This window comes from Marmoricola sp. URHB0036 (assembly GCF_000426045.1).
GTDB lineage: Bacteria > Actinomycetota > Actinomycetes > Propionibacteriales > Nocardioidaceae > Marmoricola.
The window spans coordinates 22,582-36,888 of record NZ_AUEP01000006.1 but is presented as its reverse complement, the minus strand read 5'-3'; the positions used below and the strand labels follow the sequence as shown (position 1 = coordinate 36,888).

15 protein-coding genes are annotated in these 14,307 nt (G+C 69.3%); 12 read left to right on the top strand and 3 right to left on the bottom strand.

The window, feature by feature from the left end:
- The first annotated feature begins 37 nt into the window (after positions 1 to 37).
- Positions 38 to 976 carry a glutathione S-transferase family protein gene (locus H976_RS0107045; RefSeq protein WP_027860964.1) on the top strand — a complete coding sequence of 313 codons (939 nt, stop codon included), beginning with the start codon at positions 38 to 40 and terminating at the stop codon, positions 974 to 976.
- Between the two features lie 2 nt (positions 977 to 978).
- Here the strand turns inward: H976_RS0107045 and H976_RS25020 are convergent, their stop codons facing one another.
- Positions 979 to 2,646, bottom strand: a complete 1,668-nt coding sequence (locus tag H976_RS25020) for an MFS transporter (RefSeq protein ID WP_081682731.1) — start codon at positions 2,644 to 2,646, stop codon at positions 979 to 981.
- 110 nt (positions 2,647 to 2,756) lie between these two features.
- Here H976_RS25020 and H976_RS28595 point away from each other — a divergent pair, with 110 nt between their 5' ends.
- The 4 genes from H976_RS28595 (at position 2,757) to H976_RS0107020 (ending at position 6,181) form a co-directional block, all read left to right on the top strand.
- Positions 2,757 to 3,659, top strand: a complete 903-nt coding sequence (locus tag H976_RS28595) for a MarR family winged helix-turn-helix transcriptional regulator (RefSeq protein ID WP_051276383.1) — start codon at positions 2,757 to 2,759, stop codon at positions 3,657 to 3,659.
- Positions 3,660 to 3,736: 77 nt separating this feature from the next.
- Positions 3,737 to 5,416 (top strand): APC family permease, encoded by a 1,680-nt coding sequence (locus tag H976_RS0107030; RefSeq protein ID WP_027860963.1) that lies wholly within the window; start codon positions 3,737 to 3,739, stop codon positions 5,414 to 5,416.
- Positions 5,413 to 5,898: a histidine phosphatase family protein gene (locus H976_RS28590; RefSeq protein WP_081682729.1), complete on the top strand. Its 486-nt coding sequence runs from the start codon at positions 5,413 to 5,415 to the stop codon at positions 5,896 to 5,898. Before H976_RS0107030 ends, H976_RS28590 begins: the two co-directional genes overlap by 4 nt.
- 58 nt (positions 5,899 to 5,956) lie before the next feature.
- Positions 5,957 to 6,181, top strand: a complete 225-nt coding sequence (locus H976_RS0107020) for a PF20097 family protein (protein WP_027860962.1) — start codon at positions 5,957 to 5,959, stop codon at positions 6,179 to 6,181.
- Here H976_RS0107020 and H976_RS0107015 read toward each other — a convergent pair.
- On the bottom strand, positions 6,170 to 6,733 hold the full coding sequence (locus tag H976_RS0107015) for a sugar O-acetyltransferase (protein ID WP_027860961.1): 564 nt from the start codon (positions 6,731 to 6,733) through the stop codon (positions 6,170 to 6,172). The two genes, H976_RS0107020 and H976_RS0107015, sit on opposite strands and share 12 nt — an antisense overlap.
- A gap of 149 nt (positions 6,734 to 6,882) precedes the next feature.
- Between H976_RS0107015 and H976_RS25005 the strand changes: the two genes are divergently transcribed.
- From H976_RS25005 to H976_RS0106980, 7 genes are all read left to right on the top strand, one after another.
- Positions 6,883 to 7,449 carry a hypothetical protein gene (locus tag H976_RS25005; RefSeq protein ID WP_051276379.1) on the top strand — a complete coding sequence of 189 codons (567 nt, stop codon included), beginning with the start codon at positions 6,883 to 6,885 and terminating at the stop codon, positions 7,447 to 7,449.
- Between the two features lie 65 nt (positions 7,450 to 7,514).
- Positions 7,515 to 7,790: a hypothetical protein gene (locus H976_RS0107005; RefSeq protein WP_155918038.1), complete on the top strand. Its 276-nt coding sequence runs from the start codon at positions 7,515 to 7,517 to the stop codon at positions 7,788 to 7,790.
- A 198-nt stretch (positions 7,791 to 7,988) separates the two neighbouring features.
- Entirely contained in the window at positions 7,989 to 9,137 is a 1,149-nt protein-coding gene (gene pdhA / locus H976_RS0107000) for a pyruvate dehydrogenase (acetyl-transferring) E1 component subunit alpha (protein ID WP_036225174.1), read from the top strand.
- A complete protein-coding gene (locus tag H976_RS0106995; protein WP_027860958.1) occupies positions 9,134 to 10,129 on the top strand; it encodes an alpha-ketoacid dehydrogenase subunit beta in 996 nt (331 codons plus the stop codon). The genes pdhA and H976_RS0106995 overlap by 4 nt, the downstream gene beginning before the upstream one ends.
- A 10-nt stretch (positions 10,130 to 10,139) precedes the next feature.
- Positions 10,140 to 11,570, top strand: a complete 1,431-nt coding sequence (locus H976_RS0106990; protein ID WP_027860957.1) for a dihydrolipoamide acetyltransferase family protein — start codon at positions 10,140 to 10,142, stop codon at positions 11,568 to 11,570.
- A gap of 75 nt (positions 11,571 to 11,645) precedes the next feature.
- Positions 11,646 to 12,332, top strand: a complete 687-nt coding sequence (locus tag H976_RS25000) for a CDP-alcohol phosphatidyltransferase family protein (protein ID WP_155918036.1) — start codon at positions 11,646 to 11,648, stop codon at positions 12,330 to 12,332.
- On the top strand, positions 12,329 to 12,805 hold the full coding sequence (locus H976_RS0106980) for a VTT domain-containing protein (RefSeq protein ID WP_051276375.1): 477 nt from the start codon (positions 12,329 to 12,331) through the stop codon (positions 12,803 to 12,805). The genes H976_RS25000 and H976_RS0106980 overlap by 4 nt, the downstream gene beginning before the upstream one ends.
- Before the next feature lie 34 nt (positions 12,806 to 12,839).
- Here H976_RS0106980 and H976_RS0106975 read toward each other — a convergent pair whose 3' ends face one another.
- Complete coding sequence (locus tag H976_RS0106975) at positions 12,840 to 14,276, bottom strand: hypothetical protein (protein WP_231388818.1); 1,437 nt, start codon at positions 14,274 to 14,276, stop codon at positions 12,840 to 12,842.
- Between the last annotated feature and the right edge of the window lie 31 nt (positions 14,277 to 14,307).

Below are 14,307 nucleotides of genomic sequence, written 5' to 3'. Positions count from 1 at the left end.
CAGGATTGAAGCCGGTCCGTGCGGGCACCCTCCTGGCATGGCACAGCGCAACTCGACGTACGTGGAGCAGGGCGAGTCCTTCGACCGCGACATGGACTACATCCCCGACCGGATCACCCGTGACAGCACCACCTGGCCGGTCGAGCCCGGCCGCTACCGACTGGTGGCCGCGCGGGCCTGCCCCTGGGCCAACCGCTCGATCATCGTGCGCAAGCTGCTCGGGCTCGAGGACGTGATCTCGATGGGCCTGTGTGCGCCCGTGCACGACGAGGACAGCTGGACCTTCGACCTCGACCCCGACGGCGTCGACCCGGTGCTCGGCATCCACCGCCTCAAGGAGGCCTATGACGAGCGGGTGCCCGGCTACCCCCGCGGCATCACCGTGCCGGCGATGATCGACATCCCGACCGGACAGGTGGTCACCAACGACTTCCCCTGGATCACCCACGACCTGTTCTTCGAGTGGCAGGAGTTCCACCGCCCCGACGCGCCGAACCTGTGGCCCGAGGAGTGCCGCGAGGAGATGGACGAGGTGATGCAGCGGGTGTTCACCGAGGTCAACAACGGCGTCTACCGCTGTGGCTTCGCCGGCTCGCAGGAGGCGTACGACGAGGCCTACGACCGCCTCTGGGCGACCATGGACTGGCTCGAGGAACGGCTGGCCGATCGCCGCTACCTGATGGGATCCACGATCACCGAGGCCGACGTACGCCTGTTCACCACGCTGGCGCGCTTCGACGCCGTCTACCACGGCCACTTCAAGTGCAACCGCAACAAGCTGACCGAGCTGCCGAACCTGTGGGGCTACGCCCGCGACCTCTACCAGACGCCCAGCTTCGGGGAGACCATCGACTTCGAGCAGATCAAGCAGCACTACTACGTCGTGCACAGTGACGTGAACCCGTCGGGCATCGTGCCCAAGGGCCCGGACACCGACGTCTGGCTGCAGCTGCACGACCGCGCCCGCCTGGGCTGAGGTCAGCCGGCCGGGACCTCGGCGGCGTGCTTGCCGCCGGGGCCGCGCGGCGCTGCGGCCTCCTCGGGGGGCGGGCCACCTCGCACGACGAAGTCCTTCTGGCGAATCAGGAACAAGCAGAGCACGGCCGAGACGAACGCGATCCCGGAACCGATCAGCGTCACGTGGTTGAGGGCGTCGACGACGCCGCTGGTGCCGACCTGGTTGACGAGGTCGAACGCCTGCTGGCCGGCGGTCTGTCCCCCCGCGGCCGACGCAGCCTGCTGGGCACCCTCGGCCGCGGCGTGCACCTGGCCTCCGGACAGGGCGGCGGTCAGGCCGTCCAGAGCGGAGGAGGGCACCTTGCCGGACAGGTCGGGGCGTACGGCGGCGGCCACCTGCTGGCTGAAGATCGACCCGAGGGCCGCGATGCCGGTCGCGATGCCCACCTGCCGCAGGGTGGAGTTGGCGCCGCTGGCCATGCCGGACCGCTCGACGGGTACGACGCCGACGGCGGTCGAGGCCAGGGGCGGGTTGATCAGCCCGATCCCGACACCGGCGACCAGCAGACCCGGGATCAGGTGGGTCCACGACGAGTCGTCCTGGATGCCGTGGATCAGCAGCAGGCCAGCGCCCACGAGCACGAAGCCCGGGGCGATCAGCCACTTCACGGGCATCTTCTCGGTCAGGCGCCCGGCGAACGCTGCGGCGAAGAACGAGGCCCCCGAGAGGAACAGGAAGCGGACACCTGTCTGGACGGCGGAGTAGCCGAGCACGTTCTGCACGTAGATCACCAGGTAGGTCAGGAGCGAGAAGATCGAGGCCGAGACCCCGAAGGCGGCGATCAGGCCGCCGGTGAAGGTCGGCTTGCGCAGGAGACCCAGGTCGAACATCGGGTCGCGCTGCAGCGCCTGGCTGACGACGAAGACGACCAGCAGCACGGCCGAGACTGCCAGCGAGAGGACCACCTTCTGCTCGCCCCAGCTCTTCTGGCCCGCCTCGATCAGTCCGTAGACCAGGGCGCCGAGCGCCAGTGAGAAGGAGACGAAGCCGAACCAGTCGGGTCGGCCGGCGCGCGGGTCGTGCGACTCCTGCACCTTGATCATGGACACCGCGATCGCGACGATGCAGATCGGGATGTTCACGAAGAAGATCCAGCGCCACGAGAGGCCGCTGGTCAGCACCCCGCCGAGCACCGGCCCGATCGCCACGGCCACACCGGTGGTCGCGCCGAACACGCCGAACGCGGTGCCCCTGTCCTTGCCATGGAAGGCGCTGGCCAGCAGGGCCAGGGCGGTGGCGAACATGGCCGCTCCGCCGATGCCCTGGAAGGCACGCGAGATCGTGAGGAAGAAGATGTCCTGCGCCGAACCACACGCGATCGACCCGAGGGTGAAGAGCACCGTGCCGATCACGAAGACCCGGCGGCGTCCGAAGAGGTCGGCCAGCGAGCCGGCGGTCAGCAGCAGGGCGGCGAGGCTGAGCGCGTAGGCGTCGATCACCCACTGGAGGTCGGAGAGCGAGGCGTCGAGCTCGGTCTGGATGTCGGGGAGCGCGACGTTCACGATCGTGATGTCGAGCAGCAGCATGAAGACGCCGAGGCAGACGGCCGTGAGCGTCCACCACTTCGGGTCCCGTCCTGGCGCCTCGGTCGTGGTGGCGGCGTGTGCGGGAGTCGGCTGGTCGGCCATGGCTGTCCTTCTCACTCGTCGACAATCATCAACAGGTTAACGATTACCTTCTGTACGATACGCGGACAGGCGCTATCGTCAAGTGGCTAACGATTAGGGAGGGGCGAACAGTGGGTGAAGCCAGTGACAGCAGGGAGCTGCTGCCGGCGCTCGCCGCCCTGCCCGGCCACCTGTTCTGGCGTGCCCACGCCCGCGTCGCGGTGGCCCTCGGCGAGGTACTTCCCGCCGGTGTGGACATCCACGCGTACGCCGTCCTGCTGGCCCTGTCCGGCGGAGCCACCCGCTCGCAGCAGTCGCTGTCACAGACGATCAGCGTCAGCCGCACGACCATGGTGCGCGTGGCCGCCGACCTCTCGGCCCAGGGCCTGGTTGCGCGGGTCCGCAACCCGGAGGACCGGCGCTCCTACGCCTTGACGCGGACGCCGGAGGGGGCGGCCGCCGCCCGGCGCTGGCGTCGGCACGCGGAGGACCTGGAGGACTCGATCACCGGCAGCTTCACGCTGGAGGAGCGTGAGGAGCTGCGCACCCTGCTGTTGCGCGTGGCCGAGACCGACCTGGCGCCCGACGTTCCCGAGCCCCTCCGCGAGAGCATCGGCTTCCTGATCACCCGCATCCACACCCGGATGCACCGCGAGTACATGGCTGCCCTGGAGCCGCTTCGGATCGAACCCCGGGACTTCGGCGCCCTGACCGCGCTGCAGGCGACGGGTCCGGTCTCCCAGGCGGAGCTGGCCCGCCACCTCGGGGTCAGCGGCGCCAGCATGGTGCAGATCGTGGACGACCTCGAGAAGCGCGGACTGCTCGAGCGTCGCCGGCTCCCCGCCGACCGACGGACCCAGGTGCTGCACCTGATGCCGGAGGTCCCCGACGTCCTGGCCGCGGCCGGCCGCCTGGCCGGCGACCTGATCGGCACCATGTTCGGTGGCCTGTCGAAGGCTCGCATGAAGCGCCTGGTCGTGCTGCTGCAGCGCTTCGTGACGGCACCCGCTACTGAGTCGCGCAACAGTAGCTGACGCGCGTTGCTCGTATCCCCGATCCCTGCGCCCTAGTCTGGTCGCAGATCTCTCGGGCCGGGGAACGGAGCAACGTCATGACGGCCACCCAGCAGGAGGAACGGGAGAGCAAGGGCCTGCGTGCAGGGGCCATCGGGCTGGTCGGCAGCGTCGTGGTCGGTATCGCATCGACCGCGCCGGCGTACAGCCTCGCCGCCAGCCTCGGCTACGTCGTCATCGTCCAGAACGGCGACGGCATCGTCGGGGTCAAGGCGCCGTTGATCATGGTGCTGGCCTTCATCCCGATGTACTTCATCGCGGTCGCCTACTCCGAGCTCAACAAGGCCGAGCCCGACTGCGGCACCACCTTCACCTGGGCGGCGCGCGCGTTCGGCACCCGCACCGGCTGGCTCGGCGGCTGGGGGATCATCGCCGCTGACGTCATCGTGATGGCGAACCTCTCGCAGATCGCGGGGTCCTACACGTTTGCGCTGTTCGGCTTCGACACCCTGGCGGCGAGCGTCTTCTGGAGCACCGTCGCCGGGATCATCTGGATCATCGTCATGACCTACATCTGCTACCGCGGGATCGAGGTCTCCGTGCGGTTGCAGTACGCCCTGCTCGGGGTCGAGATCGTCACCCTGGTGGCGTTCGCGCTGTTCGCCCTGGTCAAGGTCTACTCCGGCGACGCGCCCGGCGGGATCAAGCCCTCGCTGAGCTGGCTCTCCCCCGCAGGGATGAGCGGTACGGCGATCGTGACCGCGACCCTGATCGCCGTCTTCATCTACTGGGGCTGGGACACCGCCGTCGCCACCAACGAGGAGTCCGACGACCCGGCCAGGACGCCCGGCCGTGCGGCCGTGATCTCGACCGTGCTGCTGCTCCTGATCTACGCCCTCGTGTCGGTGGCCACGATCGCCTTCGCCGGCATCAGCGAGCACGGCATCGGCCTGGGCAACGTCAACAACGCCGACGACGTGTTCGCGGCCATGGGGCACCAGGTCTTCGGCGGCGGTGCTATCGGCTGGATCATGGTCCACCTGCTCGCGATCTGCGTGCTCACCTCGGCGTCCGCGTCGACCCAGACCACGATCCTGCCGACCGCCCGGACCAGCCTGTCGATGGCGGCGTTCGGGGCGATCCCCAAGCGGTTCGCGCGGATCCACCCGAAGTACCTCACGCCCTCGGACTCGACGCTCTGGATGGGCGGGGTCTCGATCATCTTCTACGTCGGTCTCACCCTGATCAGCAACGACATCCTCGCCGACACGATCGCGGCGGTCGGCCTGATGATCGCCTTCTACTACGGGCTCACCGGCTTCGCCTGCGTCTGGTTCTACCGCAAGACCATGTGGGCCAAGCCGCGCGACATACTGATGCAGGGGCTGCTCCCGATCCTCGGCGGGATCCTGCTCGTGGGCTTCTTCTTCAAGGCCTGCTACACCTACGCCGATCCCGACTACGGCTACACCAGCATCGGCAGCATCGGCGGGGTGTTCCTGATCGGGGTCGGGTCGCTCCTCCTCGGCCTCGTGCTGATGTTCGTCTACCAGGCAATGGCGCCGGCGTACTTCCGTGGCGAGACCCTGCCCAAGCGCGACTCCGGCGACCTCGTCCTGGTCGGCGGTGGCGATCACCCGGTCGGCGTACGCCTCCCGGACAGTCGTGAGCAGACCGTGATCGCTCCCGACCTGTCGAACCTGCCGCCCGGCCAGGAGGCCATCGACCCGGCCACCGGTGAACGCATCCACCGGCCCGACGACTCGAAGGACGACTGACCACGCGTCACACGCTGATCCTGCTGCGGCACGCGAAGTCGGACTGGTCCGGCGACGAGCCGGACCGACTCCGACCGCTCGCGCCGCGAGGTCGACGCCAAGCACCCGAGGCCGGACGCTGGCTGGCCGATTGCGGAGGTCGTCTCGACCTCGCCCTCGTGTCGAGCGCGACGAGGGCCCAGCAGACCTGGCAGCTCGCGTCGGCCGAGCTGGCCGACCCGCCGCCGGTGCGCACCGAGGACGGCGTGTACGCCGCGTCGGTCGGCGAGCTGCTCGACGTCGTGCGTGACCTCCCTGACGAGGTCGGCACCGTGGTCATGGTCGGGCACAACCCCGGTTTCGAGGACCTGGCGACGGCGCTCAGCGGCCAGCCGGTCCCGATGCCGACGTCCGCACTGGCCGTCCTCGACCTGGCCGGTGACTGGAGGACGGCTGGCATCCTCGAGGCGCACCTACGGACTTCCGGACGGCCGCCGGGCTAACCGTCCGGAGGTGCCCGGTCGGCGCGCTCCCAGGTTGCGGCTCTGCCAAGATCGCCCCATGCAAGCGCAGCCGATGCCGTGTCCGCAGTGCCAGGGCGAGATGAGCGCCGGGGTGGTGGTCGGACGCTCTCCCGGGGTCAAGTTCAAGAGGGCCCGTGGGTTGGCCGGCGACCTCACCGGGATCGCGCTCACCCGTGGCTTCTTCAACCACAGCGTCGAGGCGCTGCGCTGTGACTCCTGCGGGACGGTCGTCATCCCCGGTCGCTCGACCTCAGGGCTCTGAGTCGCCCCACTCCAGCTGCTTGCGTACGACGTGACCGGCACCCGTCACGACGGTCATCGGCGGGACGTCCTTGGCCACCACCGTGCCGGCCCCGATGACCGAGCCCCGGCCGATCGTGACCCCGGGCAGGACGGTGGCCGCCGCACCGACCCACACGTCCTCCTCGATGACGATGGGCGCCACGGTGAGGAAGTCGTAGCGCTCGGCGAGCTCGACCGGGTGCCCCTCGGTCACGAGCGTGACCTTCGGCGAGATCATCGTCCGGGCGCCGATGGTGATGCCGCCGAGATCGAGGAACGAGCAGGCCTGGCCGACCGACGTCCGCTCGCCGAGCTCGGTGCCGAGGCCGTAGGTGCAGTAGAACGGCGGGTGCACGATCGCCCGGTCCGGGAGCGGCTTGCCGAACAGCTCGGTGAGCAGCGCGTTGCGGGCGTCGTGGTCGCCGAACGGCAGCACGTTCAGTCGCGAGGTCAGCGCCATCGCGATCTGGATGCGCTCGTAGAGAGTTCGCCACTCCGGCGTCCGCGGCCGGATCCGTCGCTCCTCCCACATGCGTCGCATGCTGGCACAACCAGTCCCACCCGCCCCAGCAGGTCGCAGGCGGCGACAGGGATACGGACTGAGGAGTTCCGTTTGGTTCGCGAATAACGGGCTCCGACGCGGGGTACGAGATCTGGTGGCCATGAACCGAGGGAGGAACCATGGAACCGGAAACGACTGAGACCACCACCGTCTACCGCGAGGACCGCGCTCGCGCGAAGTTCGGCGGGGCCAACCTGGGCGCCGCGTGCTTCGGCTGGCTGGTGGCGGTCGGCATGACCGCGCTGCTCACGGGAGTCCTGGCGGTCATCGCCACCGCTCTCGACTACAGCGGGAACGTCACCCAGTCCGACGTACAGCGCGCCGCAGGGTCGGTGACCCTCGTGATCGCCCTGGTACTGCTGGCCGTCCTCCTCGTGGCGTACTACGCAGGCGGGTACGTCGCCGGACGGATGTCGCGCTTCGACGGCGGCCGTCAGGGGGTGGCCGTGTGGTTCGTCGGGCTGCTCGTGACGGTGGCTGCCGCTGTGCTCGGCTGGATCGCCGGCGACCAGTACAACCTGCTGGACCGCGTCGACGTACCCCGCATCCCGATCCCGACCGACGACGTGACCCTGGGCGGCATCGTGACCGGCATCCTCGTGCTGCTGGGCACCTTGTTCGCTGCGATCGCGGGGGGAATCGTCGGGCGCCGCTACCACGACCGCGTGGACCGCGCCGCCCTCTGAGCACCCGGTCGGGGGAGGGCCGAGCGCCGGCAGAAACTGTCGGTGCTCGGCCCTAGTGTCGACCCATGATGGCCTCGACGACCAGCCCTCGCAGCACCGCCTTCATCGACGGCTACCAGGTGCGTGCGGGCCTACGGATCCCGTGGGACTCCAACCACGAGCGGTTGTCGTTCTCGTTCTTCACGGTCTGCGACGAGGCCACCCCACCGATGTGGCACGGCGAGGTCGTGCTGGCCGGTCAGGTGCTGCACCGCACGGGCTCCTTCGACTCCCACCACCTCGCCGGCCGGGCGGCGGAGCGCGCCCTGGTCGAGCGCCTGGTCACCCTGTTCTCCTGGTGAGCCCGGCGGGCGCGGACACCGCGCTCGATTGGGCGCAGGTGGTCCTCGTCCGCTACCTTTTGCCTGAGACCTGTGGCCTCCGTCACAAGGTGTTTCGACCATCGAGTCTCCCGATCGCGCCACCCCTGCGACCTGGAGGCCCACTGCATGCCACGCGACGCGGAGACCCCGCATTCGCCCGGACACAGGGAGTGTTGAATGCCCGATTTCGGTCCTGACCTCGTCGAGGTCTTCGGCCCCTCGCAAGCCGACGGCGGCCCCGAGCTGATCCAGCTGCTGACGCCGGAGGGCGAGCGCGTCCACCACCCCGAGTTCGACCTCGACTTCAGTGCGGAGCAGCTGCGCGGTTTCTACCGCGACATGGTCCTCACCCGGAGGATCGACACCGAGGCCACCGCGTTGCAGCGCCACGGCGAGCTCGGCATCTGGGCCCAGCTCCTCGGCCAGGAGGCCGCACAGATCGGCGCCGGCCGCGCCCTGCGCACCCAGGACTACGTCTTCCCGACCTACCGCGAGCACGGCGTCGCCTACTGCCGCGGGGTCGACCCGCTCAACCTCCTCGGGCTGTTCCGGGGCGTCGACCACGGCGCCTGGGACCCCAAGGACTTCAACTTCGGGCTCTACACGATCGTCATCGGGGCCCAGGCCCTGCACGCGACGGGCTACGCGATGGGCATCCAGCGCGACGGTGCCGTCGGCACCGGTGACACCGAGCGTGACGCCGCGGTGATCGCCCACTTCGGCGACGGCGCCAGCAGCCAGGGCGACGTCAACGAGGCGTTCATCTTCGCGGCCTCCTACAACGCCCCGGTCGTGTTCTTCTGCCAGAACAACCAGTGGGCCATCTCCGAGCCGATCGAGCGCCAGACCCGCATCCCGCTCTACCAGCGCGCGCTCGGCTTCGGCTTCCCGGGAGTCCGGGTCGACGGCAACGACGTGCTCGCGACGTACGCCGTGACGCAGGCGGCGCTCAACCGGGCCCGTGAGGGCAGTGGTCCCACCCTGGTGGAGGCCTACACCTACCGGATGGGCGCACACACCACGACCGACGACCCGACCCGCTACCGGCTCTCCGACGACGTCGAGCACTGGAAGCTGAAGGACCCGATCGCGCGGCTGGAGGTCTACCTGCGCCGCAACGGCCTCGTCGACGACGGCTTCATCGACGCGCTCAAGCAGGAGGCCGACGAGCTCGGCCACCACCTGCGCGAGGGCGTCAAGGCGCTGCCCGACCCCCAGCCGCTGGACATGTTCGCGCACGTCTACGCCGAGGAGACCGAGGAGCTGCGGGTGCAGCGCGAGGGTTATGCGGCGTACCTCGAGACCTTCGAGGGGGCCCAGCGATGAGCACCGGCACGACCACGCAGAAGATCACCTTGGCCAAGGGCCTCAACATGGGCCTGCGCAAGGCGATGGAGGACGACCCCAAGGTCCTCATCATGGGCGAGGACGTCGGCAAGCTCGGCGGCGTCTTCCGCATCACCGACGGCCTGCAGAAGGACTTCGGTGAGGACCGGGTCATCGACTCGCCGCTCGCCGAGTCCGGCATCGTCGGCACCGCGGTCGGGCTCGCGCTGCGTGGCTACCGGCCCGTGGTCGAGATCCAGTTCGACGGGTTCGTCTACCCGGCGTACGACCAGATCGTGTGCCAGGTCGCGAAGATGCACTACCGCTCCAAGGGTCGCTCCCCGATGCCGATGGTCATCCGGATCCCGTTCGGTGGCGGCATCGGCGCGGTCGAGCACCACTCCGAGAGCCCCGAGGCGCAGTTCGCGCACACCCCGGGGTTGAAGGTGGTGGCCTGCTCGAACCCGATCGACGGCTACTGGATGATCCAGCAGGCGATCGCCTCCGACGACCCGGTGATCTTCCTCGAGCCGAAGCGCCAGTACCACGCCGACAAGGCCGACCTCGACGAGGCCGAGACGCCCGAGCCGCTGTTCACCAGCCGCGTGGTCCGGCGCGGCACCGATGCGACCGTGCTCGCCTACGGCCCGACCGTGAAGACCGCGATGAAGGCGGCCGAGGCGGCGGCGACCGAGGGCACCTCGCTCGAGGTGATCGACCTGCGCACGCTGAGCCCGCTCGACATGGGTCCGGTCTTCGAGTCCGTACGCCGCACCGGCCGCGCGATCATCACCCACGAGGCCCACGTCAACCTCGGCATCGGGTCCGAGGTGACCGCGCGCATCCAGGAGCAGTGCTTCTACTCGCTGGAGTCGCCGGTGCTCCGGGTCGGCGGGTTCGACACGCCGTACCCCGCCTCCCGGATCGAGGAGGACTACCTGCCCGACCTCGACCGGCTGCTCGATGCCGTCGACCGATCGCTCGAGTTCTGAGGAGAAGCGCGTGGCTGACTACCTGCTCCCCGACGTCGGAGAGGGCCTGACCGAGGCCGAGATCGTGGCCTGGCGGGTCAAGGAGGGCGACACCGTCCAGATCAACGACATCGTGGTCGAGATCGAGACCGCGAAGTCGCTGGTGGAGCTGCCCTCGCCGTACGCCGGCGTGGTGACGGCCCTGCTGGTGCCCGAGGGCGAGACCGTCCCGGTCGGCACCGCGATCATCTCGATCGGCGACCCGTCCGAGAAGCCCGCGGGCGCCCCTGCCCCGGCCGACATCGGCGAGATCGACCTGTCCAACCCGGCCGCCTCCGGCGGCGGTGAGGGCGAGAGCCTGGTCGGCCGCAACAAGGCCGACCGCGGGCCGATCCGCCGTCCCCGCAAGGGATTAGCGTCACCGACCACCGAAGCAGCCGCGGCCACCCAGATGCAGCTCCAGGGTGCCTTCGCGCCCGGCGGTGCACAGTCTCAGGCCGTGGTCGAGTCCGACGAGCCCGCCGTCCCCGCCCACACCGTGACCGACGAGCCGGCTCCCGTCGGTGACGCCCGGGCGCTCGCCAAGCCACCGGTGCGCAAGCTGGCCAAGGACCTCGGCGTCGACCTCTCGACCGTCACCGCCACCGGTCCCAACGGCTCCATCAGCCGTGAAGACGTGCAGGCGGCGGTCGGTTCCACCAGGACGTCATACGAATCGGCTGCTGTGGCGACCACTTCGTATGACGCTGCCGAGCGCGAACGCCGCGAGCCGATCAAGGGTGTCCGCAAGATGATGGGGCAGGCGATGGTCGACTCGGCCTTCTCCGCGCCGCACGTCACCGAGTGGGTCACGATCGACGTCACCCGCACGATGGAGTTCGTCGAGCGGCTGAAGAGCCGGCGTGAGTTCCGCGACGTCAAGGTCTCGCCGTTGCTGGTGCTGGCCCGGGCGTGCATGCTCGCGATGCGGCGTACGCCGGAGATCAACTCGTTCTGGGACGAGCCGGCCCAGGAGATCGTCTTCAAGAGCTACGTCAACCTCGGCATCGCCGCGGCCACGCCCCGTGGGCTCGTCGTACCCAACATCAAGGACGCCGAGCGTCTCTCCCTGCTCGAGCTCGCCGGCGCGCTCAACCAGCTCGCCGCGACCGCCCGCGAGGGGAAGACCCAGCCGGCCGAGATGAGCGGTGGCAGCTTCACGATCACCAACGTCGGGGTCTTCGGCGTCGATGCCGGCACGCCGATCATCAACCCCGGTGAGTCGGCCATCCTGTGCTTCGGCGCGGTGAAGAAGCAGCCGTGGGTGGTCTCCACCGACTCTGGGGAGGAGATCGTCGTACGCCAGGTCACCCAGCTCGCGCTCTCCTTCGACCACCGGCACGTCGACGGCGAGAAGGGCTCCCGGTTCCTCTCCGACGTCGCCGCGATCATGGAAGACCCCGCTGCGGCGCTGCTCTTCTGACCAAGGGTCGGGACTGGGGGTGCGTCAGGGGGATGCCTGACGCGGGTCCCGGGCTGGCGCCGATAGCCTGCAGACATGGTGAAACCCGGTCGGGTCCTGGCGGACCCTGCGCGCGAACGCATCGGCACGCCCGCGACCATCGTCACCTTCATCCGCACGGCGGCCTCGATCACGCTCTCGGCGTACGCCGCCAGCCAGGGGAGCAAGACCCTGCTGGTCGTCGCGCTGCTGGTGCACTGGGTCGGTGACTCCCTCGACGGCCAGATCGCCCGGATGTTCGACTGCGAAACCCGCACCGGCGCCGTCCTCGACATCCTCAGCGACCGGCTGTGCGCGGCGGCGTTCTACATCGGGCTGGCCTGGCTCGACCCCAGCCTCTCGCCGGCGATCTTCGTCTACCTCGCCGAGTTCATGGTCATCGACGGCTTCCTGTCGATCTGCTTCCTGGCGTGGCCGATCACCAGCCCCAACTACTTCTACGTCATCGACCGCCGGCTCTGGCTGCTGAACTGGTCCCACCCCGGCAAGGCCGTGAACTCGGGCCTGTTCGCGATCCTGCTGCTGGTCACCGGCTGGATGTGGGTCGGGCTGGCGATCGCGCTCGTGCTGCTGACGCACAAGATCATCTCGCTGTCGCACCTGATGAAGCTGGGGATGCCGCTCTCCGGCGCCCCGCTGCCGCACCTCGTCGAGGCCGAGGAACGGTTCGGGATGGACCTCGGCTCAGCATCGCTGGCCGAGGGCGCTCCGGTTCGCCCGTGAAGCTGATCCTGACGACGTTAGTCGTCGCGTTCGGCTCCGCCATGATCCCGTTCATCAACATCGAGGCCTACCTGGCCGCGGTGGCTGCGGCCATCCAGGACGTCGGTGTCTGGTACGTCGCGGCGGCGGCCGCCATCGGCCAGACCACCGGCAAGGTGGGCCTCTACTACGCGGCGGACTGGGCGATGCGGCTGCCGTGGATCCGGAAGAAGATGGCGACGCCGAAGTGGGCCGAGTCCTACGCCCGCTGGTCCAGGCGGATCCACGAGCACCCCAACCAGACCGCCCTCTTGCTGTTCGCCTCCGCCTCCCTCGGCTTCCCCCCGCTCTACGTCATCGCCGTGCTGGCCGGCCAGCTCAAGGTGAACATCTGGCTGTTCGTGACCACCTGCCTGGTCGGCCGCTACATCCGCTTCCTGGTGATCCTGGGTGCGGCGGACTGGTTCATCCACCTGTTCCAGACGTGGTTCTAGGTTTCACGACACGTGTTGTGAAACTGCAGTCCGCTCAACCGTCCGCGAACCGCACCAGCCCAGCCATCGTGGGCATGTACGCCGCACCGTCGGGACCGAGGTAGATCGAGGCGTAGTGGTTGTTCCACTGGATGCCGTTGCCGGTGCGCTGCTGCCACTGGGTACGCCCGGTGCGGACGTCGATCGCGGTGAAGTACCAGCTGTCGTCGAGGAGGGTCGACGCCTTCTTGGCGTACACGTAGACCAGTCCGTTGCCCAGCGAGACCTTCGGCACCGACGTCGGGGCGGTCACCGGCGAGGTCCAGGCGACGCGGCACCTGGTGCCGTCCAGGACCACGCGGGCGACGCCTGGTGACGTGGTCCTTCCGCCGATGGTCGACTGCGGTCCCTCGTAGCCGTAGTTGTTCTCCACGATCACCGAGCGGCCGGCAGCGACCAGGCTGTTCTCGGTGGCCGAGGCGCCGGCGCCGAACACCGGCGCCTTGCAGATCAGCCGGTTCTTCGGGTTGCCGTCGCGCTTGTAGAAGAGGACGTTCATCCGCGGCTCGGCGTTGTCGGTGATCGCGACCAGGTCCTTGCCGATCAGGGTGGGCGTCGTACCCGACCCCTGCGAGAGCTGCCCGGGCTTCTGCCGCGTGCCCCGGTCGTACGGCGCTGCCCACCGCACCTGCGGCATGCCACTCCGGTCCGCCGCGAGGGCGAGCAACCGGTGGTCGGTGACGATGTAGACAGCACCGGTCTCGTCGGTCGCCATCGAGTTGAAGATCGCCTCGCCGGGGAACGTCCGGAGCTTCGAGGCGCCGGTGGCAGGGTCGATGGTGCCGACCCGGCCGCCCTTGGTGGCGAAGAAGATGCGGCCCTTCCAGTCGGGCATGGTCGCGATCATGCAGTCGCCGTCGGGGATCGTCGGCGCGTACGTCTTCGTGTGCGACAGCGCGGTCGCCCCGATCGTCACCTCCCACAGCTGGTTGCCGGTGGTGAGCACGTAGGCGTGGTGGTGCCGGTCGAGGTAGAAGTAGGTGCCGCCGCACAGGTCGCTGAGCGGGTTCGCTCCCGAGGTCAGGTCACGAGCCGGCATGTCCAGGGAGGCGATCTGGGCCAGGGTGGTCGGGTCGATCAGCCGCATGGTGAAGCCCTGGGCGCCGCCACAGAGCCCGACGATCCGGTGGCCGGCGTCGAAGCCCATGGTGGCGCACTCCGAGACGCCGTAGCTCGCCGAGCGCACCTGCAGGTCGCGGCCGAGCGGGCCGCTGACCGTGTAGGCGTCCGAGGCGTAGGCGTCGTCGTGCATCGAGCTGGTGCCGTTGGCCGACAGGTACGGGTGCGACGGGATCGTCGGGTGCGCGATCGGCTGCTTGACGGCCGGCGTGCCGGTGAACGACTCGCTGAGCAGGTCGGTCGGCAGCGGCGGGATCGGTGGCGCCGGCGCGGGGTCGGCGTGCACCGTGGTCGGCAGCAGCAGGGCGGCCACGGCCACCAATGTCGACACGATCACTCGAGTT